Source organism: Rhizobium sp. NPDC090275 (assembly GCF_044772225.1).
Taxonomy (GTDB): domain Bacteria; phylum Pseudomonadota; class Alphaproteobacteria; order Rhizobiales; family Rhizobiaceae; genus Rhizobium.
This window is the reverse complement of the sequence record NZ_JBIVYL010000012.1, coordinates 18,296-40,341: the sequence shown is the minus strand read 5'-3', so window position 1 is coordinate 40,341 and position 22,046 is coordinate 18,296. Positions and strand designations below refer to the sequence as shown.

Below are 22,046 nucleotides of genomic sequence, written 5' to 3'. Positions count from 1 at the left end.
AAAGGCCCAAGCCGTGACCGATCTCACCAATATCATCAAGCCCTCCAACGTCGCCGTCATCACCGGTGGCGCCTCGGGCATCGGCCTGGCGGCCGCCAAGCACTTCGCAAGCAAGGGCATGAACGTCGTCATCGCCGATCTCGGCGCCGATAGACTGGCTTCCGCGGCAAAGGCAGTCGCTGCCATTTCCGGTGACGACCGTGTCTTGGCCGTCGAGACCGACGTCTCCGACAAGGCGGCCCTCAAGGCTCTCGAGCGGCAGGTCACGAAACGCTTCGGCAAGGTGCATGTGCTGATGAACAATGCCGGTATCGGCCCGGAGACGTCGATCTTCAGCGACGACAGCGGCTGGGACGCAATCCTCGGCGTCAACCTGATGGGCGTCGTCAACGGCACGCGCGCCTTCGGCCCCAATATGCTCGCCCATGGCGAACGGGGCCTGATCATCAACACCGGCTCCAAGCAGGGCATCACCACCCCTCCGGGCAACCCGGCCTACAATGTCTCGAAGGCGGGCGTGAAGGTGTTCACCGAGGCGCTGGAGCACGAGCTGCGCAACACCGAGGGCGGCAAGATTTCCGCCCACCTGCTGATCCCCGGCTTCGTCTTCACCGGGCTTTCCAAGGGCTTTGGCGGTGAAAAGCCGGCCGCGGCCTGGACCGCCGAGCAGACCGTCGACTTCATGATCGAGAGCCTTGAGAAGGGCGATTTCTACATCCTCTGCCCCGACAACGACGTCGCCCGCCCGGTCGACGAACGCCGCATGGCATGGGCGGTCGGCGACATCATCGAGAACCGCCCGCCGCTGTCGCGCTGGCATCCCGATTATGCCGATCGCTTCAAGGCGTTTCTTGAGGGCAAGTAAGAGCCGGAGCGATCGGGCCTATTAGAAGGTTTGATTGGTGCACTCCTTGAAACCCGGATATGAGACATTGCTTTCATAACCGGCTTTACGAGTGTGCCATGGATTTTCTGCCGAGCCTGCCGACGCTTCTGACCTTTTCCGCCGCGAGCCTGCTTTTGGCCGCGACACCCGGGCCCGACATGACGCTGTCGATCAGCCGGGCGCTGTCGCAGGGCAAGAAGCCGGCGCTTTACGTCGTGCTCGGCACCAGCCTCGGCATCGTCGTCCACACCATGCTGGTTGCCTTCGGCATCTCGGCGCTGATCACCGCCTCGCCAACGGCCTTCCTGATCCTGAAGACCGGCGGCGCCGCCTATCTGCTCTGGCTGGCGGTGCAGGCGATCCGCTTCGGCTCCAAGCTCTCGGTCGAAAAGGTGGAGGAGATCAAGGGCACGCCGCTGTCGAATATCGCCAGCGGCTTCTGGGTCAATCTTTTGAACCCCAAGGTCATCATCTTCTTCATGACCTTCCTGCCGCAGTTCGTCACCGCAGGCGATCCAGCCGTCACGCAGAAGCTGCTTTTCCTCGGCTTCTTCTTCATCGTCATCGGCATGCCCGTGAACGCGCTGGTCGTCCTCGCCTCCGACGGCCTGGCGACATGGCTGCAGAACAACAGGAAGGTGCTTCGCGGCATGGACTACACCTTCGCCGGCGTCTTCTCCGTCTTCGCGGCGAAGATCCTGCTCACCCAGGCGCGCTAAGGCTAGTAAAAACCCCGGGAGCGCCTGGCGGTCCCGGGGTTGAAGAAATGCCTGATATCAGCCGATCAGCAGCGCGTCGTCGTCGAGCGTCTGGCCGCGCATCTTGCGGAACATGTCGATCAGGTCCTCGACCTGCAGGTCCTTGCGGTTGTCGCCGGAGACGTCGAGCATGATCTCGCCGCCGTGCAGCATGATGGTGCGATGGCCGTAATCCAGTGCCTGGCGCATAGAGTGCGTCACCATCAGCGTCGTCAGCTTGCGCTCCGAGACCACACGGTCGGTGAGGCCCATCACGAACTCGGCCATGCCAGGGTCGAGGGCCGCTGTATGCTCGTCGAGCAGCAGCACCTCGGAGCCGGCAAGCGTCGCCATCACAAGCGAGATTGCCTGCCTCTGGCCGCCGGATAAGAGGTCCATGCGATCCTTCATCCGGGTTTCAAGCCCGAGATTGAGCTCGGCGATGCGTTCGCGGAAATGCTCGCGCCGGCGTGGGCCGAGCGCCGAGGTCAGCCCCCGCCGCTCGCCGCGACGTGCGGCCAGCGCAAGGTTCTCCTCGATCGACAGCGCGCCGCAGCTTCCCGTCAACGGATCCTGGAAGACGCGGGCGACGAGGCCGGCGCGGGCGGCGGTCGGCTTGCGGGTTACATCGGTGTGGCCGATCATCACCTGTCCTTCGCTTGCCAGCACATCGCCGGCGAGGACGCCAAGCAGGGTCGACTTGCCGGCGCCGTTGGAGCCGATGACGGTCACGAACGAGCCTTCCTCGATCGTCAGGTTGACACCATTCAGCGCCTGCTTCTGCAGCGGCGTACCCTTGCCGAAGACGACCTTGATATCCTTGAGCGAGATCATGACGAGGCACCTCCGCGACGCAGGCGGGGAAGAACGAGCGCCACCGTGACGAGGACGGCGGTGACGAAATTGAGGTCGGAGGCCTGCAGGCCGATCACGTCGCTGGAAAGCGCCAGCTGGATGGCGATGCGATAGAGGATCGAGCCGATGACGCAGCCGATCAGCGCGATCAACAGTCCGCGCTTCCCGAGCAGCGTCTCGCCGATGATGACGGCGGCGAGGCCGACGACGATGGTGCCGACGCCAGAGGTCACATCAGCAAAACCGTTGGTCTGCGCAAACAGCGCGCCGCCGAGCGCAACCAGCGCGTTGGAGATCGCCATGCCGAGATAGATCTGGCGGTTGGTGTCGACGCCCTGGGCGCGGGCCATGCGGGCATTCGCACCGGTCGCGCGCATGGCGAGGCCGGAATCGCTTTCGAGGTAGCGCCAGACGACGATGACGGCGATGACGACAAGCACGCCGACGAAGAGCGGGCGCACATAGAAATCGCGCAGGCCATGGCCGAAGAACGGGCTGATCATCGTATCGGCATTGATCAGCGCCACGTTCGGCTTGCCCATGACGCGCAGGTTCACGGAAAACAGCGCGATCATCGTCAGGATGGATGCGAGAAGGTTGAGGATCTTGAAGCGCACGTTGAGCATGGCGGTGACCATGCCGGCCGCAGCCCCCGCCGCCATGGCGATCAGCGCCGCCAGCCAGGCATTGACGCCGGCGATGATCAGCACCGCGGTGACGGCGGCGCCGAGCGGAAACGAGCCGTCGACGGTCAGATCCGGAAAATCGAGCACACGGAATGCGAGGTAAACGCCGAGCGCGACGAAGGCATAGACCAGCCCCAGCTCCACGGCTCCCCAGAATGCGATCTGACTCAAGGCTTTTGCCCTTTCTTGTGGTGTTTCCGTGGACAAGACCCTCTCTGGCCTGCCGGCCATCTCCCCCACAAGGGGGGAGAAGACCCGTGGCACTCGATTGCCTCAATTGGGCGCCGAGGGCTCGGCCAGGTTAAGCCCTCCCCCTTGTGGGGAGGGTTGGGGAGGGGTCTTTATTCCAAGGCGGTAAGGTCCGCTATCTTACTCGATTGTCTTCATCTCTATGCGATCAGCCGCCCCCGTGCAAACGGGAGCGGCTGATCATTCAGGTCTCTATAGTTGACTGTATCAGTCGATCGTCTTCGTCGCGCGCTTCAGCACGCTTTCAGGCAACGTCACGCCCATCTTGGCGGCAGCACCCTTGTTGATGACGAGATCGCTGCCGGCGGCGACCTTGACCGGGATATCGCCGGGGTTCTCACCTTTCAGGATGCGAACGACGATTTCGCCGGTCTGCTTGCCGACGTCGTAATAGTTGAAGCCGAGAGCGGCGACCGAGCCGCGCGAAACGGAATCGGTGTCGGCAGTGAAGAGCGGCAGCTTGGCCTCTTCGGCGACGGCCACGGCACCCTCGAGCGCCGAGATGATGGTGTTGTCGGTCGGGATATAGATCGCATCGGCGCGGCCAACGAGGGCGCGGGCGGCCCCCTGGACTTCGGCGGACTTGGTGGCGGCGGATTCGACGACCTTGAGGCCTGCCTTTTCAGCCTCGACCTTCAGAACTGCGAGCAGCGATACCGAGTTCGCTTCGCCGGAATTGTAGAGATAGCCGATGGTCTTGGCGTTCGGCAGGATTTCCTTGATCAGCGCCACATGTTCGGCAACCGGCGACATGTCCGAGAGGCCGGTGACGTTGCCGCCGGGCTTGTCCATGTTCTTGACCAGCTGCGCACCGAGAGGGTCGGACACGGCGGTGAAGACGACGGGGATATCGCGGGTGGAGGAAACCACGGCCTGCGCCGAGGGGGTCGAGATCGGGACGATCACGTTGGGGCCGTCACCTGCGAACTGGCGGGCGATCTGGGCTGCGGTCGCGGGATTGCCCTGCGCCGACTGGAACACGAACTTCAGGTTCTCGCCTTCCTTGTAGCCGGCAGCCGTCAGCACATCGAGAACGCCCTTGCGGGCAGCGTCGAGCGCCGGATGTTCGACGATCGCGGTGACCGCAACGGTCACGTCTTCGGCTTTCGCGGGAAGGGAAAAGGCAAGGGTCGCGGCCACGGCAGCGAGCAGTACAGAACGCATGGGTATCCTCCAATTATGATTTTGGGCCGCTTGTAGGAAAAGCGGCCCTTAAAATCAATCATTAGAAGATGCTGAGAGGATCAAACTTGCTGATCGGTCACCAGCACTCAGTCGTCCGAGCCGTGGTTGGCAATCATCATCGCCTCGAAGGCCAGGCGCTCGGTCTTGCGCATGCGTTCCGATTCCGACTTCAGCTGGCCGCAGGCGGCGAGGATGTCGCGGCCGCGCGGTGTGCGGATCGGCGAGGCATAGCCGGCCGAGTTGATGAAATCGGCGAACTTCTCGATCTGCGCCCAGTCGGAGCACTGGTAGTTGGTGCCCGGCCAGGGGTTGAACGGAATGAGATTGATCTTCGCCGGCACGCCCTTGAGCAACTGGATGAGACCCTTGGCATCTTCCAGGCTGTCGTTGACGTCCTTCAGCATCACATATTCGAAGGTGATGCGGCGGGCGTTGGAGAGCCCCGGATACTTGCGGCAGGCGTCGATCAGCTCCTTCAGCGGATACTTCTTGTTGATCGGCACCAGGATGTCCCGCAGGTCGTCGCGCACGGCATGCAGCGAGATCGCCAGCATGACGCCGATCTCGTCGCCGGTGCGGAAGATCTCCGGCACGACGCCGGAGGTCGAGAGCGTGACGCGTCTTTTCGAAAGGGAAAGTCCGTCGCCGTCGGTGGCGATCAGAAGCGCCTGCTTGACGCTGTCGAAGTTGTAGAGCGGCTCGCCCATGCCCATCATCACGATGTTCGAAACCTTGCGGCCCTCGGCCGGCATGATCGTGCCCTGCGGCGCTTCGCGATCCGGGAAGTCGCCGAGCCGGTCGCGGGCGAGCAGCAGCTGCGACAGGATTTCTTCCGCCGTCAGATTGCGCACCAGGCGCTGCGTGCCGGTGTGACAGAAGGAACAGGTGAGCGTGCAGCCGACCTGGCTGGAAATGCAGAGCGTACCGCGGCCTTCTTCGGGGATATAGACAGCCTCGATCTCGACCGGACGCCCGGCACCGCGCGCCGGAAAGCGCAGCAGCCACTTGCGGGTGCCGTCGTTGGAGACCTGCTCCTCGACGATCTCGGGTCTTGCGATGGTGAAATGCGTCTTCAGCGTCTCGCGCATGTCCTTGGAGATATTGGCCATGTGGTCGAAGTCGGAGACCCCGCGCACATAGATCCAGTTCCAAAGCTGCGCCACGCGCATCTTGATCTGCTTTTCCGGCACGCCCTTTTCGCGCAGCGCGGCGCCCATCTCCTCGCGGGTGAGGCCGATCAGCGACGGCTTCGGCAATGCTTCGCCGCGCGCCGGCTGGTTGCCTGCGGGCTTGAGAACGGTCATCGCATCCATGACGGACATTTAATCTAATCCCGAATTCAACATGCGATCCTCCCGATAGTCCGAATGACTGGCGGGCGGAGCGGGCATGAAGGCAGAAAGTGAATGCGGAACTTGGCGGCCGAGCCGCGATCCATCCGCTGTTGTGCGCGCCTTTAGCATCATTTTTGCCATCCGTCACTATACATGGAAACGACGAAGGCCGGTGCAAGGGGATGGATGGTGGCCGGCGCTGCGTCGAACGCGGTTATTTTGCGTTGATCGCCCGTCCTACGACCCCGCCTTACCCAACGCCTTCTCCATCGCCGGATAAAGCCCCTCTTTCAAACTGATATCGTCGAACGGTCCAACGCGCTTGTAAAGGATGGTGCCATCAGGGCCGACGAGGTAGCTTTCGGGGATGCCGTAGACGCCCCAGTCGATCGCGGCCTGGCCCTTGGGGTCGATGCCGATTGCCTTGTAGGGGTTGCCGAGTTCGCCGAGGAAGCCCAGCGCGTTGTCGTTCTTGTCCTTGTAGTTGATCGCGACGATGTTGAGCCGGCTATCTTTCGCCAGTTCCTTCAATATCGGATGCTCCTCGCGGCAGGGAATGCACCACGAGGCGAAGACGTTGACCAGCGTCAGCTTGCCCTTGACGGCGGCATCGGTGAGCGCCGGCAGGTTGGCGCCCTCGAGCGGCGGCAGGTCGAGCGACGGGGCCTTGGTGTTCAGCAGCGCCGAGGGGATTTCGGAGATGTTCTTGCCGTGCACATCCTGGTCGTAGAGCATCTTGCCCGCCGTGCCGGCAATGCCGGCGAAGACGAGAAGCGGGATCAGCGCGAAGGCGTAGCGGCCGAGGCCGCGCTTTTCCTTCGGCGTGCCTGGCGCGGGCTGCGTGGCGGACGGCGTCGGGTCGGTGTTCGGCGCGTCGGTCATGGGTTCGCCTGTGCGTTCGGCGCATCCTTGGCGCGGGCGGAGCGGCGGCGGATGCCGGAGGCTTCGAGCGCGGCCAGTTCGCGGCGGCGGGCGCGACCGTCAAGCCATGTCCAGAGCGTCACGGCGATGGTGACGAGGCCGGCGAAAAGGTAGGAGCCGTAGACGTAGAAGGCGTAGGACTGTGTCATCTCTTTAACCCTCGCGGCTTGCCAGGCGCGCGGCGAGCCGGCGCTGGGCGGCAATCCGGCGGCGCCAGATCTCGTTGCGGATCGCCATCACATGCAGCGTCAGGAAGAGCATGGTGAAGGCGATCGCCATCACCAGCAGCGGGCGCAGGAATTCCGGGTCGATGGCCGGACCGTCGAGGCGCAGCACGCTTGCCGATTGATGCAGCGTGTTCCACCAGTCGACCGAGAACTTGATGATCGGGATGTTGACGAAACCGACGAGGATCAGCACGGCCGAGAGGCGGGCGGCCTTGCTCGGGTCTTCCATGGCGCGGTTCAGCGCGATCAGGCCGAGATACATCAGGAAGAGGATGAAGACGGAGGTGAGCCGCGCATCCCAGACCCACCATGTGCCCCACATCGGCTTGCCCCACATCGAGCCGGTGACGAGCGCGATCAGCGTGAAGGCGGCGCCCAAGGGGGCGGCGGCCTTGGCCGAGACATCGGCCAGCGGGTGGCGCCAGACGAGCGTGCCGATCGCCGACAGGCTCATGATCGTGTAGCCCATCATCGACAGCCATGCCGCGGGCACGTGGATGTACATGATGCGGACGGTTTCGCCCTGCTGGTAGTCGCTTTCGGTCGTGAAGCTGAGATACAGCCCCACGATAAAACAGAGGGCGGTGATCCCGGCCATCCAGGGGATGAGGCGGGAAGCGAGCGCCAGGAACCGCGTGGGGTTGGCGAGATCGCTGAATTTGGTGATGGCAAGGCTATTCTCGGTCATGCCGTCTCCTTAGCGCGATCCGCCGCCACGGGCAATCAAGCCGATGATCAATCCGATGTGTTCCTGAGCGCCAATGCCGCCGCCGCCGGGCCGATGACGGCAAAGAACAGCGTGAGCGCGATAAGGATCAGGAAGGGCGGCAGGAAGGGGGCTGGTCCCTCGACGGCCGCATAGGTGGCGCTGACGCCGAAAATCAGCACCGGGATGGTGAGCGGCAGCACCAGGATCGACACCAGCAGGCCGCCGCGCGGAAGGGCCACGGCAACGGCGGCGCCCACCGCACCGATCAGCGTGATGGCGGGCGTGCCGACGAGGAGCGTCAGCATGGTGGCGCCGATCGCCTTTTCGCTCATGTTCATGAAGAGGCCGAGCAGCGGCGAGGCGATCACCAGCGGCAGGCTGGTGGCGAGCCAGTGGGCGAGGCACTTGACGAGAACGGTCAAGACCAGCGGCGTCTCCTGCATCAGCATCAGATCGAGCGCGCCATCGTCACGCTCCGCCTGGAACAGGCGGTCGAGGCCGAGCAGAGCCGCGAGCAGCGCGCCGATCCAGACGATGGCCGGGCCGATGCGGGCGAGCAGCGCCAGATCCGGGCCGACGCCGAAGGGGATGACAGCGACGACGGTGAGGAAGAAGAGCACGCCGACGAGAGCGCCGCCGCCGGCGCGGATGGAGAGTTTCAGGTCGCGCAAGAGGAGGGCGGTCATGGGTGGGGCCTCCTCGGGGTGGGGTGGTGGTGGCCTGTGGCGAGGTTGGTGGGTGGGGTGTTCGAGAGGTTGGTGGGTTGGTGGGTTTGGTCGTTTGAGAGGTTGGTGGGGGCGGTACCCCCCTCTGTCCTGCCGGACATCTCCCCCACAAGGGGGGAGATTGGCTGGGCGCGACCGCTCGCTCTACCTTCGTTGTTTGGCGGAAACCTCTCGGCGAGTCGATCTCCCCCCTTGTGGGGGAGATGCCCGGCAGGGCAGAGGGGGGTAATCCGGGCGCGACGGTGGCGTGGAGCCTCTGCAGGGCGGCTATAGGTGAACTCAGCGTCCGTGGCCCCCTCATCTGCCTGCCGGCATCTTCTCCCCGTCGGGGAGAAGGGACTCGTGGTGGGCCGCTCGCGCCGACCTTCCCTTCGCCCCAACGGGGGTCCGAAGGACGGGTCGAGACCAGCGGCTCGACCCCGGTCGGTGGCCCGAAGGGTCGGATGAGGGGGCCGCACCCGCTGAGCGGAATAATTGTCTCTCACAGCCATCACCCCCAAACCCCAGCACTCACCCCCGAAAACCCCGCCATCCGCAACTCCCTGGCATCGTTCAACCCCAGCGGCTGATGCGTCGCCGCAATCACGATCCCACCGGTCGCACGATGCGCCTCGATCAACCCGGCGAAAAGCTGATCGGCGCTGGCGTCGAGTGCTGCCGTCGGTTCGTCGAGGATCCAGACGGGGCGGTGGGAGACCAAAAGCTTGGCGAAGGCGAAGCGGCGTTGTTGGCCGGCGGAGAGGTAGCCGAAGGGGAGATGGGTGATGCCTGACAGCCCCACCGCGTCGGCGGCGTCTTCAATCGACATGCCGCGACCGCCGCCAGTGTCGCCAAGATGGCTGTCGCCGAGATAGCGGCGCCAGAAAGCGAGGTTCTCGTCCACCGTCAGCTCGCTCTTCATGGCGTTGCGGTGGCCGAGATAGTGGCTGATTTCGGGGAGCCGGATGTCGGTGTCACCGTTCGCATTGGTGACGGTGACCGTGCCCGTTTCCTGGCGCAGCAGGCCCGCCAGCACGCGCAGCAGGGTGGATTTTCCGGAGCCGTTTTTGCCAGTCAGAACCAGGGCTTCGCCTGAGGTCAGGCTAAAGGACACCCCTTCGAAAATCAGCTCTTCACCTCTGCGGGCGGCGAGATCGGAGGCTTGGAGATGCATGGGGGTTCCGGGGTTCACGTTTTCAGTCATGCGATGCAAAAAAATCAGAAATGGTTGGTCCCTCTCTGGCAGCTTTTGATGAAGTTATCTATATGTGGATTACCACGCCAGCGGTCGGCGTGAATTTCATCCTAGCGCCGAACATGAGGTCTGACTTCATGTGCGGACCGCGGAAATGGCCGTACCCGCATCCTGATGTGCCTTTAGTGCATAGGCGTCCGCACAATTGTGTTCGCGATCAGAAACGGGGTCTCTCGTGTCTAAATCACTTGATAGCTTCCACTGTCGTTCCGTCCTTACCGTCGATGGTAAGGACTATGTCTATTTCAGCCTGCCGAAGGCCGAGGCAAACGGCCTGCCCGGCGTTTCCAAGCTTCCCTATTCGATGAAGGTTCTGCTCGAGAACCTGCTGCGCTTCGAGGACGGCCAGTCGGTGACCAAGGAACATATCCTTGGCGTTGCCGAATGGCTGAATAACAAGGGCACGGTCGAAAACGAAATCGCCTATCGCCCGGCGCGCGTTCTGATGCAGGACTTCACCGGCGTTCCCGCCGTGGTCGATCTTGCGGCGATGCGCGACGCGATGGTGTCGCTCGGCGGCGATCCGGAGAAGATCAACCCGCTGGTGCCGGTCGATCTCGTCATCGACCACTCCGTCATCGTCGACGAATTCGGCACGCCGCAGGCTTTCTCCAGGAACGTCGAGCTCGAATACCAGCGCAACGGCGAGCGCTACCGCTTCCTGAAGTGGGGCCAGCAGGCCTTCCAGAATTTCCGCGTCGTGCCTCCGGGCACCGGTATCTGTCACCAGGTCAATCTCGAATATCTCGGCCAGACCGTGTGGACGAAGGAAGAGGACGGCGAGACGATCGCTTATCCTGACACTTGCGTCGGCACGGACAGCCACACGACGATGATCAACGGTCTCGGCGTGCTCGGCTGGGGCGTCGGCGGTATCGAAGCCGAGGCGGCCATGCTCGGCCAGCCGGTGTCGATGCTGCTGCCTGAAGTCATCGGCTTCAAGCTGACTGGCAAGCTCAAGGAAGGCGTGACCGCGACCGACCTGGTGCTGATGGTCGTGCAGATGCTGCGCAAGAAGGGCGTGGTGTCGAAATTCGTCGAGTTCTTCGGCCCCGGCATGGACAACATGCCGCTCGCCGACCGTGCGACGATCGGCAATATGGGCCCGGAATACGGCGCCACCTGCGGCTTCTTCCCTGTTGATGGCGAAACCATCAACTACCTCACCATGTCCGGCCGCTCGCATGACCGCATCGCGCTGGTCGAGGCCTATTCGAAGGCGCAGGGCATGTGGCGCGAAGGCGATGGCTCCGATCTCGTCTTCACCGATACGCTGGAGCTCGATCTCGGCGACGTCGTGCCCGCCATGGCCGGCCCGAAGCGTCCCGAAGGCCGCATCCCGCTGGAAAACATCGCGTCCGGTTTCGCCGGCTCGATGGATGCCGATTACAAGAAGCCCGGCCAGCTCTCCAATCGCTATGCGGTCGAAGGCACCGATTTCGATCTCGGCCATGGCGACGTGGCGATTGCCGCCATCACGTCTTGCACCAACACGTCCAACCCATCAGTCCTGATCGCCGCCGGCCTTCTTGCCCGCAACGCCGTTGCCAAGGGCCTGAAGACCAAGCCGTGGGTGAAGACCTCGCTGGCGCCGGGATCTCAGGTCGTCGGCGAGTATCTGGCGAAATCCGGCCTGCAGGCCGATCTCGACAAGCTCGGCTTCAACCTCGTCGGCTTCGGCTGCACGACCTGCATCGGCAATTCCGGTCCGCTGCCGGCGCCGATCTCGAAGACGATCAACGACAAGGGCCTGATCGTGTCGGGTGTTCTCTCCGGCAACCGCAACTTCGAAGGCCGTATCTCGCCAGACGTGCAGGCGAACTATCTGGCTTCGCCGCCGCTCGTCGTGGCCTACGCGCTGGCTGGCACGGTGCAGAAGAACCTGACCAAGGAGCCGATCGGCGAGGACCAGAGCGGCAACCCCGTCTATCTGAAGGATATCTGGCCGACCTCGCACGAAGTGCAGGCCTTCATCCAGAAATACGTCACCCGCGAACTCTACGAGACGAAGTATGCCGACGTCTTCAAGGGTGATACCAACTGGCAGGCCGTGCAGGTTCCCCCGGGCCAGACCTACGCCTGGGACGATAACTCGACCTATGTGCAGAACCCGCCCTACTTCGTCGGGATGGGCAAGACCGGCTCCGGCGTCTCCGATATCAAGGGTGCCCGCGTGCTCGGTCTCTTCGGCGACAAGATCACCACCGACCACATTTCGCCGGCCGGTTCGATCAAGGCTGCCTCTCCGGCCGGCGCCTATCTGCTGGAGCACAATGTCGGCGTTGCCGACTTCAACCAGTACGGCACGCGTCGCGGCAATCATGAAGTGATGATGCGCGGCACCTTCGCCAACATCCGCATCCGCAACCACATGCTCGGCCCGAACGGCAAGGAAGGTGGCTACACCATCCACTATCCGTCGAAGGAAGAGGAATCGATCTACGACGCGGCCATGCAATACAAGGCCGAGGGCGTTCCGCTCGTCATCTTCGCCGGTGTCGAATACGGCAACGGCTCGTCGCGTGACTGGGCGGCAAAGGGCACCAACCTGCTCGGCGTCAAGGCCGTGATCGCGCAAAGCTTCGAGCGCATCCACCGCTCGAACCTCGTCGGCATGGGCGTCATCCCCTTCGTCTTCGAGGAGGGCACGACCTGGGCGACGCTGGGGCTGAAGGGCGACGAGACCGTCACCATCGAGGGGCTCGAGAACATCAAGCCGCGCGAGAAGAAGATCGCGAAGATCACCTATGGCGACGGCACCGTGAAGGACGTTCCGCTGCTCTCGCGCGTCGATACGCTCGACGAGGTGATCTACCTCAACAATGGCGGCATCCTGCAGACGGTGTTGCGAGATCTCGCAGCCTGATCGGCGTTGATTTTTAAGAAATGCCTGATAATGGCCGCCGGAAAGCGATTTCCGGCGGCTTTTTCGTGGTCTGGAGGGCTACGAGGGGCCGGCTCACGGCGAAGTGTTGCGGAGTTGTCCCACGCGGGCGCCGTCTCACCCGTTCGTGATTTTTCGTTTGGATCGGGAGCGATTATCTCTAGGTTGAAGAGACGGAGACCCTGCCACGCTTTTTGGTCCGGCAAGGGTGGGAGAGGAAAAGAGGTAGAGGTGCAATGTCGCCGCGGTTTTTGATTTCGCTGATTGCAGGTGTCGCTCTGGCGAGCCCTTTGCTCGCCGACGAGGCGCCCAAAGGCGTGGTCGAACTGTTCACCTCCCAAGGTTGCGCCTCATGCCCTCCCGCCGACGCGGCTTTTCGCAAGCTCGTTGAGCGCGGCGATATCATCGCCCTCGCCTATCATGTCGATTACTGGAACTACATGGGCTGGGCCGATACGCTGAGCTCGAAGGAAAACACCGAGCGCCAGTACGGCTATGCTAAGACCATGGGCCGCGCCAATGTCTACACGCCGCAGGTGGTGGTGAACGGCCGCGATCATGTCATGGGTTCGGATATCGGCGGCATCGAGAAAAAGGTCGACGGTTTTCTGACCGGTGGCGAAGGTCTGACCGTTCCGATCAAGGCCGAGGTCAAGGGCGATCAGCTCGAGATCAACGTCGCGCCCGGCCAGGGCAAGGCCAATGTCGTCATGGTCTATTTCGATCGTGAAAAGACGATCGAGGTGCAGAAGGGCGAAAACAGCGGCCAGAAGATCTCCTACATGCACAGCGTTTCGGATGTCGAAACGGTCGGCATGTGGGATGGCAAGGCGACAAAGCTGACGCTGCCCGCCACCGTGCTGCAGAAGCCCGATCTCGAGGGCTGCGCCGTCATGCTGCAGTCGTCGACGACCGACGGAACGCCATCGGCGATCCTTGGCGCCACCGTGGTAATGGCCGGCAAGAACATCTGAGCCGTTAGGCGTAAGCATGTCGCGCAAAAGTGTGCAGCGGTTTTGCGGCGACGACATGCGACAAAACAAAGACTTGAAGCGTGACTAGCGAATCCGAAGGATCGCGACACGCTTCAAAGAATTTCATCTGTCTTATCAGGTGGAAGCGGGGCGGCCCGACCGATCGTATTCGGGGCTGGGGTTAAGGTCGATACGGTCAGCCGGGCCCTTTGGCGCGCTGGCGCCAAACAGTCACATCTCCTCCAAAGTGCCGAAAGACGATGCGCAGAATTCAGTGTCGGCGAATCCGCTGAGGATGCGCCGGTCAAGTGCGAGCGAATTTCACTTTTAATTGAGGCGCTGTTTTGACTGAAATGCGGCACGCGGCAGATTGCACAGACTATGCTTAATGCGCGCGAGGCCGCGCTTGCAATTTGTAAAGGCTAAGGCAAACTGTCACCCGCGTGTCACGAACGGAGGCATTCGAGACTGATGACAGATCAGCCGGATTTGCGGCGTGGGAATAATCGGGCCACCGATGGCGATTCCCCCGTCGTCGTGGATATCAGGGACTACAAGCAGAGCAAGGACCCGTTGCCGGTGACGTTTCACCGGAGAGAGCTGGATGCGATCCTGTGGATCTACGGGCGCATGGTCGGCGAGGGAGAGTGGCGGGACTACGCGATCGACCACCTGAAGGACCTTGCCGTCTTCTCCGTCTTCAAGCGTTCCGGCGAGATGCCGCTCTTCCGCATCGAAAAGAATCCCAAGCTCGCCGCCAAGCAAGGCGCCTATTCCGTCGTCAACACCCACGGCCAGATCCTGAAACGCGGCCACGACCTGCAGCAGGTGCTGAAGGTGTTCAACAAGTCGCTGAAGCTCGTCGAGAAATAGGCGCTATCAACCCAAGAACAGCGTCGCCGGATAGGTGTCTGGATCGGGATCGGTCGAGGTGCCGGCGCCGAGCGCCCGCTGCATCAGCATCGTGTCCAGCCAGCGCCCGTGCTTGAAGCCGGAACCCTTGATGCGGCCGATTTCCTCGAATCCATGGCTTGCGTGCAGCGCGATCGAGGCCGGGTGCGCACCGCCGATCACGGCGATCATCTGGCGGAAACCGAGCGCCGTCGAGCGCGCTATCAGTTCCTCCAGCAACCGCTTGCCGATGCCCCTGCCCCGCGCTGCCGGCGCCAGATAGATCGAATCCTCGACCATGAACCGATAAGCCGGCCGCGTGCGGAAGGCCGATGCGTAGGCATAGCCGATGAGCGCGCCATGCTCGTCCTCGGCGGCGATATAGGGGTAGCCCTTGTCGACAATGGCCTGGTATCGCGCCGCCATTTCCTCGCGGTCCGGCGGGGCGATCTCGTAGCTCGCAACTCCGTTCAGGACGGAATCGCGGTAGATGGCGGTGATCGCATCGATGTCGGAAAGGGAAGCGTCGCGGAGGAGAACGGGCATGGGGCGGGCCGATGTCTGGAGGGGCGGTTGTCTGGAGGGGTGGTGTTCGCTGCTTGAAGAGCATTCGCAGCGGCAGTTGGCAAGGGGAAAGCGGATGGGCTGCGATGGTTGGGAGGGGGGCGGATGGTCCATTGAGGTCGCATCTGTGGAAGCGCGCTTAGATTCTCGGGACGAGCCCGAGAATGACGACGGAGTGTGTGGTTGCCGCCGGTAACCTATTGAAACACTGAGATTTCCCAGCTCTCGACGTTATCCTCGGCCTCGTGCCGAGTATCTAAGCACGTCTCCAGGCGCACAACGTCGATGGCTGTTCATCACTTACTTCGCCGAGCACCGTTACGCCGTCTACCGCTCAGCCCGATACCCATCCCGATAACTCTCCCCTGGCTAGCATTGCAACTTCAACTTTCGCAAAGCCTTGCCTCTTGCTGCCGGCTGCTTTAGCTCATGAATGAAATGGAGCAGACCTAATGATTTTCATGGTAATCGCGGTCCCGATCGTCTTGATCTGCTTCCTGCTGTTTCCCCGCCACACGCTGATCGTCGTTGCCGCCCTTGCCTGCGTCGGCGCTGCCGTTGGTCTCTATCTCTATTTCCAGCAATCCGACCGGCTGAACTCCGCAAGCCTGGTGTCCGGCACAAGCAGCGGAACCAGCGGTTGCCAGGATCCGGACAAGCCGGTTTTCGTCGAGCTGTCGAATGCCTCCGACCGGCAGGTCAATATCGTGCGCTTCCGGCTGATCGCGAAGCGTCCGGGGTTCAGCGGCGAGGTCTATTCGGATTATTTCACCAGCGACAAGATCATCGCGCCGCATAGTGAGTACGGCAGCTGCTGGGCGCTCAACCGCTACAGGGGCCTGGACACCTTGCCGGGCCGACCCGCACCTAGTGATTTCGAATGGTCCGTCGATATCTCGTCGGTCGATTTCGCCGGCAACTAAGCGCACGTCCCAAGGCCGGTCCATCGGCCAAAGAAAAACCGCCTGCAACATCTCTGCTGCAAGCGGTTCTTAACGTCTGGATCAGGGGCGACAGCGTCGCCCTGTCTCGCTCTTCGTCTTACTTGCGGTTGCCCATGAACTGCAGAAGGAACATGAAGAGGTTGATGAAGTCGAGGTAGAGCGTCAGCGCGCCCATGATCGCCTTGCGGCCGGCCATGGTGGCGTCGTCGGCGGCGTAGTACATTTCCTTGATGCGCTGCGTGTCGTAGGCGGTCAGGCCCGCGAAGATCAGCACGCCGATCACCGAGATCGCGAACTGCATGGCCGAGGAGGCCAGGAAGATGTTGACGATCGAGGCGATGATCAGGCCGAAGAGACCCATCATCAGGAACGAGCCCATGGCCGAGAGGTCACGACGGGTCGTGTAGCCGTATAGCGAGAGCGCGCCGAACGAGGCGGCCGTCACGAAGAAGGTCTGCACGACGCTCTGGCCGGTGTAGATCAGGAAGATCGACGACAGCGACAGGCCGACAAGCGCTGCATAGACCGCGAAGGTCGTCTGCGCGGCCGATACGCTCATCGAATTGATCCTGAAGCTCAGGAAGAAGACCAGCGCCAGCGGAGCGAAGATCACCACCCACTTCAGCGGGCTGGTGTAGATCGCGGCGCCGAATGCGGTCAGCTGGCCGTCAGAGACGGCGAATGTGAATGCGAAATAGGCGGCCAGGCCGGTGATCGCCAGGCCGATAGCCATCAGGTTGTAAACCTTCAGCATATAGCTGCGAAGGCCCTGATCGATCTCGCCGGTCTGGACACCGCTCTGAACGCGGCCCTGGTAATTTCTTAGGTCAGCCATGATTTCCTCTTGTCAGCTCCGAATGAACACGGTGTCGGGTTTTCTTGCCCGGGCGCCGCTGCGGAGCTTCAGCATGCCTGCGGATAATATGAGCCTTTCGCCCTTTGCAAACAAGAGCCTTGCAACCCGCGATCGGGTTAAATCGCCGTAAGGTGCCGGAATTATTTCAACCCGGCCACTCAGAGCTCGCGCAAAACGGGTGCCGCCTTCTGGCCGAGAATGCGCCATGTGCCGATCAGGCCGATGCCGACGGTCAGCACCAAGGCCGTGACGATCGTCATTCCGGCGACATCGGGCAGGAACTGCGAGGGGATCTTCATGATGCGGGCGACGATGAACCAGGCGGCGACGCCGCCCGAAAGCAGCGCGAAGACCGCGGTCGCGAGCCCGAGGATCAGATACTCGTAGCAGAAGGCGCGCATCAGCATGCGCCTTGTGGCGCCGAGCGTCTTCAGCACCACCGCATCATGGGTGCGGGCACGGTTGCCGGCGGCAAGCGCGCCTGCGAGCACCAGCACCGAGGCGATGAGGGCGACGGAGGCGGCAGCGCGGATCGCGGTCGCCAGCTGCGCCACCAGCGAATTGACGATGTCGATCGCATCCTTGACGCGCACGCTCGTGATCGTCGGATAGGTGTTGGTCACCGATTTCAGGATCGCGGCTTCCTGCGAGGATGTCGCCGAGGGATCGGTGAGCGTCGCCAGCCAGGCATGCGGGGCGCCCTTGAAGGTGTTGGGCGAGAAGACCATGACGAAGTTGATCGACAGGCTCTCCCACTGCACCTTGCGCAGATTGGCGATCTTCGCGGTCATGTTGCGGCCGAGCACGTTGACGGTGACGGTATCGCCGACCTTGAGGCCGAGTTCGCCGGCCTCTTCCGCCGAAAACGAGACCAGCGGCTCGCCGCTGTAATCCTTGTCCCACCATGTGCCCTCGGTGAGGACCGCGTTCTCTGGAAGCGTCTCGGAGTAGGTGATGCCACGGTCGCCGCGCAACACCCACTGGCCAGATGGCGGCACCCTGCGCTTGGTCACGTCCTCGCCGTTGAAGGCAAGGATACGGCCACGCAGCATCGGCACCTCGACGAGCTTGCCCTCGGGCGCATCGGTCTTCACCAGATTGCGGAAGCCGTCGAGTTCGGCGCCCTGGATATCGACGAAGAAGAAGTTGGGTGCGCCATCGGCCATGCGGCCGGTGAGCTGCTGTCTGAGATTGCCGTCGATCAGCGTCAGGGTGACGAGCAGCGCCAGGCCAAGGCCGAGCGAGAGCACGACGGAGGGGGTGAGCGCGCCGGGGCGGTGGATGTTGCCGATCGCAAGCCTCAGCGCCGGCGAATTGACGCGCGGGCTGCGGCGGGCAAGCCAGGCGATGCCGGCAGCCACCAGCCGCAGAACGACGAAGGCAAAGGCGATGGCGCCGATGAAGACGATCGCGATGAAACGATCATGGGCGGTCGCCACCGCAAGGCCGGCAAGTGCTGCAAGGAAGACGGCGGCCATCAGAATGTAGGGCCAGGAAGGCAGGCGGCGGGCCTCGAAGCCCTGCTCGCGAAACAGCGCCGTCGGCGGCACTTCGCGGGCATGGCCGAGCGGCATGATGGCGAAGGCGAGCGTCGTCAGGATGCCGAAGAGGACGGCCAGCGACAGTGCCACCGGATAGAGCGTTGGCGCGGTCGAGACCGGCAGGAACTGCGCCAGGAACTGGGCGGCGAGAATAGGCGCGGCCGCGCCGATGACGAGACCGATGGCGATGCCGCCAAGCGCGATCAGGCCGATCTGGAAGAGGTAGATGAGGACAACCGTCGAGGCCGGCGCGCCAAGGCACTTGAAGGTGGCGATCGTCGTGCGCTTGGCGTCGAGGAAGGCGCGCACGGCATTCGCCACGCCGACGCCGCCGACGATCAGCGCGGTCAAGCCAACCAGCGTCAGGAACTGCGAGAAACGCTCGATGTTTTCGGTGAGCGAAGGGGCGGCGCGGTCGCTTGTGCGGATCGACCAGCCGGCCGAGGGGAAATCCCTGGTGGCGCGGTCGCGGATGCCTGCCATGTCCGACCGGTCGTTCAGCCTGACCTTGTAGCTGTGCTCGACGAGGCTGCCCGTCTGGATCAGGCCCGAGGCCTGCAGCGCCTGACGGCTCACCATCAGGCGCGGCGCAAAGCCGAAGCCTTCGGACACCGCGTCCGGCTCGGTCTTCACCGTGCCGGTGATGTTGACGATGACGTTGCCGAGCAGCAGTTCGTCGCCGATCTTGAGGCCGAGGCGTTCCAGAAGCAGCGGCGCGGCCAGCGCGCCATAGGTGCCATCCTGATCGGCAAGAAGCGTATGAAGGGGGTAGTTGGGCTCGGCCTCGAAGCTGCCGTAGAGCGGATAAGCGTCGTCGACGGCCTTGACCTCGACCAGTGCCTGGTCGGATCCATCAGGCTTGCGGGCCATGGAGCGCAGGCCCGTCGAGACAGAGACCTTGCCGAGCGAGCGCAGGAAATCCAGTTCGTTGGCGGCCGCCTCGCGGTTGTTGAGCTCGAAGCGGACGTCGCCGGCCAGAATCTCCTGGCCGCGCGTGGCAATGGTGTCGGTGATCGACTGCGAGACCGAATTGACCGCGGCAATCGCCCCGGTGCCGAGCGCGATGCAGGCGAGGAAGATGTAGAAGCCTCTCAGGCCGCCGCGCAGCTCACGAAGGGCAAGACGGAAGGCGAGCGCGATACGCGGGGTGATCAGCGTCATGCAATGGCCACTTCGGCTTCAATCGCGGCGCTGTCGCCTTCTATCTTGCCGGAGCGGACGCGGATCTGGCGCGAGCAGCGCTTGGCGAGCGCGTTGTCGTGGGTGACGAGGACAAGCGTCATGCCGCGCTCGGCCTGCTTGGAAAACAGGAGATCGGCGATCTGCCGACCGGTATCGGTGTCGAGATTGCCGGTTGGTTCATCCGCGATCAGGAGCGCCGGAGAGGGCGCAAGCGCGCGGGCGATCGCCACGCGCTGCTGCTCGCCGCCGGAAAGCTGGCCGGGATAGTGGTTCAACCGGTCGCCGAGGCCGACGGATTTCAGCTCGCGACGGGCGATCTCGAAGGGATTGGCGACATTGGCGAACTCAAGCGGCACGGCAACGTTTTCAAGCGCCGTCATGTTGGCGATCAGGTGGAAGGACTGAAAGACGATGCCGATGTTGCGGCCGCGAAAATCCGCGACCTGATCCTCGCTCATCGTGTGCAGGGGCGCTTCGTTGATATTGATTTCGCCGCTGTCCAGCCGCTCGAGGCCGGCAAGCACCATCAGCAGCGTCGACTTGCCGGAACCGGAGGGGCCGACGATGCCGACCGATTCACCGGCGGCGATCTCAAGGTCGATACCCTTCAGCACATGCACGGAGGCGGCGGCACTACCGAGCGTCAGATCGGCCCGTTTCAGATCGATGATGGTTTTTGCCAACGGTAAATGCCCTACCTATATGAAAGCCCAGCTGCCGCCAATTTAGGGACAATGGAATGAGATTTAAAGTTGCGGGTCTTCACATCGCTGTCATCGTCTTTTCGATGATGCTTTCGGTTTCAGCGCAGGCGCGCACGATCAATCTCGTCGGCTTCGGCGACAGCCTGATGGCGGGATACCAGCTGCCGCCCGGCGACGGCTTTCCCGAGAAGCTGCAGGCGGCGCTCAAGGCCAAGGGGCTCGACGTCTCGGTGGCGAACGCAGGCGTGTCCGGCGACACCACGACGGGCGGGCTTTCGCGCATCGACTGGTCGGTGCCGGATGGCACCGATGGGGTCATTCTGGAGCTCGGCGCCAACGACGCGCTGCGGGGGATCGCGCCCGAACAAAGTGAGAAGAATCTCGACCAAATGATTACCCGGCTCAAGGAGCGCGGGATCGCCGTCTTCCTCGCCGGCATGATGGCGCCGCCGAACATGGGTGGCGATTACGCGGCGCGGTTCAATCCGATCTACGAGAAACTCGCCAAAAAACATGGCCTTACGCTCTATCCGTTCTTCCTCGACGGCGTCGTTCTCGATGCGTCGCTGAAGCTGGAAGACGGCATGCACCCCAATTCCAAAGGCGTGGATACCATGGTTCAAAAGATGGAACCGGCAATCACACAATTCATTGGAACGTTGCCGACTGTGAAGAATTAGGGACTTGCGCACGTGATCAATGCGTGATTCCGTGTGAGCACCTGCAAAAGATTCGGGGAGTGCTCGTTATGCCGAGACTGTTTACCGCCCTCGAAATTCCGCGCAATGCGGCGATGAGCCTGTCATTGTTGCGCGGTGGTCTCCCTGGCGCCCGATGGATCGATGTGGAAAATTACCACATCACCCTGCGCTTCATCGGCGATGTCGATAATCGCACGGCCGACGAGATCGTCGACCGGCTCGACCGCATCGACAGGCCGGAATTCCAGATCAAGCTCGACGGTATCGGCGCTTTCGGCTCGAAGAAACCGCATTCGGTCTGGGCCGGCGTGACGCAAAATCCCGAAATGTATGCGCTGCAGGCCGAAATCGAGCGGATCTGCCAGCGGATCGGCCTTTCTCCTGATCCGCGCAAGTTCACTCCGCATGTGACGCTGGCGCGGCTGAAATCCTCGCGCGTCGACGATGTGGTGCATTATCTCGCCGGACGCGGCAATTTCCAGACCGCATCCTTCACCGTGCCGCGCTTCGTGCTCCTGTCGTCGCGCGATTCGGTCGGCGGTGGGCCCTATCTGACGGAAGAGGTGTTCCCGCTGCGCGAGGCGCTGTCGGCGCCAAGCGTCGACAACAGCTTCCTGCAGCCGGCCAAGAGCCTGGCATAAACCGCCTCGAAGCCGTCGGCGCCGCCATAATAGGGATCGGGGATATCCTCTCCGCTCCCGAGCGCCAGATCACCGAACAGATGGATGTTCCCTGCATCGGGATCGAGCGCCTTCAAGGCTGCGACATTGTTTCGGTCCATGGCAATAATCAGATCGAAATCGGCAAAATCATCCCTGCGGATGCGCCGCGCGCGCTGAGCTGATATGTCTATGCCGTGATGGCGGGCAGTCGCGATCGACCGTCTGTCGTGCTCATCGCCCTGATGCCAGCTGCCGGTGCCGGCGGAATCGACGAGAAAGCGGTCGGAGAAGCCTGCTTCGGAGGCGAGGTGGCTGAAGACGCCTTCGGCCAGCGGCGAGCGGCAGATATTGCCCATGCAAACAAACAGGATACTGATGCGTTTCATAAGAGACCC

Annotated in this window: 22 protein-coding genes; 8 read left to right on the top strand and 14 right to left on the bottom strand. The window is 62.8% G+C overall.

From position 1 onward, the window contains the following. Positions 1–13: 13 nt before the first annotated feature. Both ACIQUB_RS25580 and ACIQUB_RS25575 read left to right on the top strand, forming a co-directional pair. Positions 14–865 carry an SDR family NAD(P)-dependent oxidoreductase gene (locus ACIQUB_RS25580; RefSeq protein ID WP_113235964.1) on the top strand — a complete coding sequence of 284 codons (852 nt, stop codon included), beginning with the start codon at positions 14–16 and terminating at the stop codon, positions 863–865. A gap of 98 nt (positions 866–963) precedes the next feature. Then, complete coding sequence (locus ACIQUB_RS25575) at positions 964–1,605, top strand: LysE family translocator (RefSeq protein ID WP_111562623.1); 642 nt, start codon at positions 964–966, stop codon at positions 1,603–1,605. A gap of 57 nt (positions 1,606–1,662) precedes the next feature. Here the strand turns inward: ACIQUB_RS25575 and ACIQUB_RS25570 are convergent, their stop codons facing one another. The 9 genes from ACIQUB_RS25570 to ccmA form a co-directional block, all read right to left on the bottom strand. Beyond that, the gene (locus tag ACIQUB_RS25570) at positions 1,663–2,457 is read right to left on the bottom strand and encodes an ABC transporter ATP-binding protein (RefSeq protein ID WP_018902278.1); all 795 of its coding nucleotides are present in this window, start codon (positions 2,455–2,457) and stop codon (positions 1,663–1,665) included. Continuing rightward, a complete protein-coding gene (locus ACIQUB_RS25565) occupies positions 2,454–3,335 on the bottom strand; it encodes an ABC transporter permease (protein ID WP_037181912.1) in 882 nt (293 codons plus the stop codon). The genes ACIQUB_RS25570 and ACIQUB_RS25565 overlap by 4 nt, the downstream gene beginning before the upstream one ends. 285 nt (positions 3,336–3,620) lie before the next feature. Further along, complete coding sequence (locus tag ACIQUB_RS25560; RefSeq protein WP_113237075.1) at positions 3,621–4,577, bottom strand: ABC transporter substrate-binding protein; 957 nt, start codon at positions 4,575–4,577, stop codon at positions 3,621–3,623. Positions 4,578–4,684: 107 nt separating this feature from the next. Then, the gene (gene rlmN / locus ACIQUB_RS25555) at positions 4,685–5,920 is read right to left on the bottom strand and encodes a 23S rRNA (adenine(2503)-C(2))-methyltransferase RlmN (protein ID WP_018902275.1); all 1,236 of its coding nucleotides are present in this window, start codon (positions 5,918–5,920) and stop codon (positions 4,685–4,687) included. 249 nt (positions 5,921–6,169) lie between these two features. Further along, complete coding sequence (locus ACIQUB_RS25550) at positions 6,170–6,814, bottom strand: DsbE family thiol:disulfide interchange protein (RefSeq protein ID WP_402933516.1); 645 nt, start codon at positions 6,812–6,814, stop codon at positions 6,170–6,172. Next, the gene (gene ccmD, locus ACIQUB_RS25545) at positions 6,811–7,002 is read right to left on the bottom strand and encodes a heme exporter protein CcmD (RefSeq protein WP_113237076.1); all 192 of its coding nucleotides are present in this window, start codon (positions 7,000–7,002) and stop codon (positions 6,811–6,813) included. Before ccmD ends, ACIQUB_RS25550 begins: the two co-directional genes overlap by 4 nt. 4 nt (positions 7,003–7,006) lie before the next feature. Further along, positions 7,007–7,768 (bottom strand): heme ABC transporter permease, encoded by a 762-nt coding sequence (locus ACIQUB_RS25540; RefSeq protein ID WP_113237077.1) that lies wholly within the window; start codon positions 7,766–7,768, stop codon positions 7,007–7,009. A 47-nt stretch (positions 7,769–7,815) separates the two neighbouring features. After that, a complete protein-coding gene (gene ccmB, locus ACIQUB_RS25535) occupies positions 7,816–8,475 on the bottom strand; it encodes a heme exporter protein CcmB (protein WP_402933511.1) in 660 nt (219 codons plus the stop codon). 529 nt (positions 8,476–9,004) lie between these two features. Further along, on the bottom strand, positions 9,005–9,667 hold the full coding sequence (gene ccmA, locus ACIQUB_RS25530; protein ID WP_113239808.1) for a heme ABC exporter ATP-binding protein CcmA: 663 nt from the start codon (positions 9,665–9,667) through the stop codon (positions 9,005–9,007). 256 nt (positions 9,668–9,923) lie between these two features. Here ccmA and acnA point away from each other — a divergent pair, with 256 nt between their 5' ends. The 3 genes from acnA (at position 9,924) to ACIQUB_RS25515 (ending at position 14,479) form a co-directional block, all read left to right on the top strand. Then, on the top strand, positions 9,924–12,614 hold the full coding sequence (gene acnA / locus ACIQUB_RS25525) for an aconitate hydratase AcnA (protein ID WP_402933508.1): 2,691 nt from the start codon (positions 9,924–9,926) through the stop codon (positions 12,612–12,614). Between the two features lie 254 nt (positions 12,615–12,868). Beyond that, the gene (locus ACIQUB_RS25520; protein WP_113239748.1) at positions 12,869–13,606 is read left to right on the top strand and encodes a thioredoxin family protein; all 738 of its coding nucleotides are present in this window, start codon (positions 12,869–12,871) and stop codon (positions 13,604–13,606) included. 471 nt (positions 13,607–14,077) lie between these two features. Continuing rightward, positions 14,078–14,479 carry a DUF2794 domain-containing protein gene (locus tag ACIQUB_RS25515; protein ID WP_112433406.1) on the top strand — a complete coding sequence of 134 codons (402 nt, stop codon included), beginning with the start codon at positions 14,078–14,080 and terminating at the stop codon, positions 14,477–14,479. 6 nt (positions 14,480–14,485) lie between these two features. Here the strand turns inward: ACIQUB_RS25515 and ACIQUB_RS25510 are convergent, their stop codons facing one another. Then, positions 14,486–15,043, bottom strand: a complete 558-nt coding sequence (locus ACIQUB_RS25510; protein WP_113239749.1) for a GNAT family N-acetyltransferase — start codon at positions 15,041–15,043, stop codon at positions 14,486–14,488. Positions 15,044–15,513: 470 nt separating this feature from the next. Between ACIQUB_RS25510 and ACIQUB_RS25505 the strand changes: the two genes are divergently transcribed. Further along, positions 15,514–15,984 (top strand): hypothetical protein, encoded by a 471-nt coding sequence (locus ACIQUB_RS25505; RefSeq protein WP_113239751.1) that lies wholly within the window; start codon positions 15,514–15,516, stop codon positions 15,982–15,984. A 118-nt stretch (positions 15,985–16,102) separates the two neighbouring features. On the opposite strand, the gene ACIQUB_RS25500 is transcribed toward ACIQUB_RS25505, so the two are convergent. From ACIQUB_RS25500 to ACIQUB_RS25490, 3 genes are all read right to left on the bottom strand, one after another. After that, positions 16,103–16,840 carry a Bax inhibitor-1/YccA family protein gene (locus ACIQUB_RS25500; protein ID WP_112946012.1) on the bottom strand — a complete coding sequence of 246 codons (738 nt, stop codon included), beginning with the start codon at positions 16,838–16,840 and terminating at the stop codon, positions 16,103–16,105. Positions 16,841–17,019: 179 nt separating this feature from the next. Further along, positions 17,020–19,563: an ABC transporter permease gene (locus ACIQUB_RS25495; protein ID WP_113239752.1), complete on the bottom strand. Its 2,544-nt coding sequence runs from the start codon at positions 19,561–19,563 to the stop codon at positions 17,020–17,022. Continuing rightward, positions 19,560–20,267, bottom strand: coding sequence for an ABC transporter ATP-binding protein (locus ACIQUB_RS25490; RefSeq protein WP_113239753.1), 708 nt, complete (start codon positions 20,265–20,267; stop codon positions 19,560–19,562). Before ACIQUB_RS25490 ends, ACIQUB_RS25495 begins: the two co-directional genes overlap by 4 nt. Positions 20,268–20,323: 56 nt before the next feature. On the opposite strand from ACIQUB_RS25490, the gene ACIQUB_RS25485 reads away from it, so the two are divergent. Continuing rightward, on the top strand, positions 20,324–20,968 hold the full coding sequence (locus ACIQUB_RS25485) for an arylesterase (RefSeq protein ID WP_113239754.1): 645 nt from the start codon (positions 20,324–20,326) through the stop codon (positions 20,966–20,968). A 68-nt stretch (positions 20,969–21,036) separates the two neighbouring features. Continuing rightward, positions 21,037–21,630: an RNA 2',3'-cyclic phosphodiesterase gene (gene thpR, locus ACIQUB_RS25480; RefSeq protein ID WP_018902269.1), complete on the top strand. Its 594-nt coding sequence runs from the start codon at positions 21,037–21,039 to the stop codon at positions 21,628–21,630. Here thpR and ACIQUB_RS25475 read toward each other — a convergent pair. After that, the gene (locus ACIQUB_RS25475; protein WP_113239755.1) at positions 21,537–22,037 is read right to left on the bottom strand and encodes a low molecular weight protein-tyrosine-phosphatase; all 501 of its coding nucleotides are present in this window, start codon (positions 22,035–22,037) and stop codon (positions 21,537–21,539) included. The genes thpR and ACIQUB_RS25475 overlap by 94 nt on opposite strands. Between the last annotated feature and the right edge of the window lie 9 nt (positions 22,038–22,046).

Bases quoted from the DNA above. Each gene is read 5' to 3' on its own strand.
- ACIQUB_RS25575 (WP_111562623.1), top strand. From the start codon at position 964: ATGGATTTTCTGCCGAGCCTGCCGACGCTTCTGACCTTTTCCGCCGCG.
- ACIQUB_RS25570 (WP_018902278.1), bottom strand. From the start codon at position 2,457: ATGATCTCGCTCAAGGATATCAAGGTCGTCTTCGGCAAGGGTACGCCG.
- ACIQUB_RS25560 (WP_113237075.1), bottom strand. From the start codon at position 4,577: ATGCGTTCTGTACTGCTCGCTGCCGTGGCCGCGACCCTTGCCTTTTCC.
- rlmN (WP_018902275.1), bottom strand. From the start codon at position 5,920: ATGTCCGTCATGGATGCGATGACCGTTCTCAAGCCCGCAGGCAACCAG.
- ACIQUB_RS25550 (WP_402933516.1), bottom strand. From the start codon at position 6,814: ATGACCGACGCGCCGAACACCGACCCGACGCCGTCCGCCACGCAGCCC.
- ccmD (WP_113237076.1), bottom strand. From the start codon at position 7,002: ATGACACAGTCCTACGCCTTCTACGTCTACGGCTCCTACCTTTTCGCC.
- ACIQUB_RS25540 (WP_113237077.1), bottom strand. From the start codon at position 7,768: ATGACCGAGAATAGCCTTGCCATCACCAAATTCAGCGATCTCGCCAAC.
- ccmB (WP_402933511.1), bottom strand. From the start codon at position 8,475: ATGACCGCCCTCCTCTTGCGCGACCTGAAACTCTCCATCCGCGCCGGC.
- ccmA (WP_113239808.1), bottom strand. From the start codon at position 9,667: ATGCATCTCCAAGCCTCCGATCTCGCCGCCCGCAGAGGTGAAGAGCTG.
- ACIQUB_RS25520 (WP_113239748.1), top strand. From the start codon at position 12,869: ATGTCGCCGCGGTTTTTGATTTCGCTGATTGCAGGTGTCGCTCTGGCG.
- ACIQUB_RS25515 (WP_112433406.1), top strand. From the start codon at position 14,078: ATGACAGATCAGCCGGATTTGCGGCGTGGGAATAATCGGGCCACCGAT.
- ACIQUB_RS25510 (WP_113239749.1), bottom strand. From the start codon at position 15,043: ATGCCCGTTCTCCTCCGCGACGCTTCCCTTTCCGACATCGATGCGATC.
- ACIQUB_RS25505 (WP_113239751.1), top strand. From the start codon at position 15,514: ATGATTTTCATGGTAATCGCGGTCCCGATCGTCTTGATCTGCTTCCTG.
- ACIQUB_RS25500 (WP_112946012.1), bottom strand. From the start codon at position 16,840: ATGGCTGACCTAAGAAATTACCAGGGCCGCGTTCAGAGCGGTGTCCAG.
- ACIQUB_RS25495 (WP_113239752.1), bottom strand. From the start codon at position 19,563: ATGACGCTGATCACCCCGCGTATCGCGCTCGCCTTCCGTCTTGCCCTT.
- ACIQUB_RS25485 (WP_113239754.1), top strand. From the start codon at position 20,324: ATGAGATTTAAAGTTGCGGGTCTTCACATCGCTGTCATCGTCTTTTCG.
- thpR (WP_018902269.1), top strand. From the start codon at position 21,037: ATGCCGAGACTGTTTACCGCCCTCGAAATTCCGCGCAATGCGGCGATG.
- ACIQUB_RS25475 (WP_113239755.1), bottom strand. From the start codon at position 22,037: ATGAAACGCATCAGTATCCTGTTTGTTTGCATGGGCAATATCTGCCGC.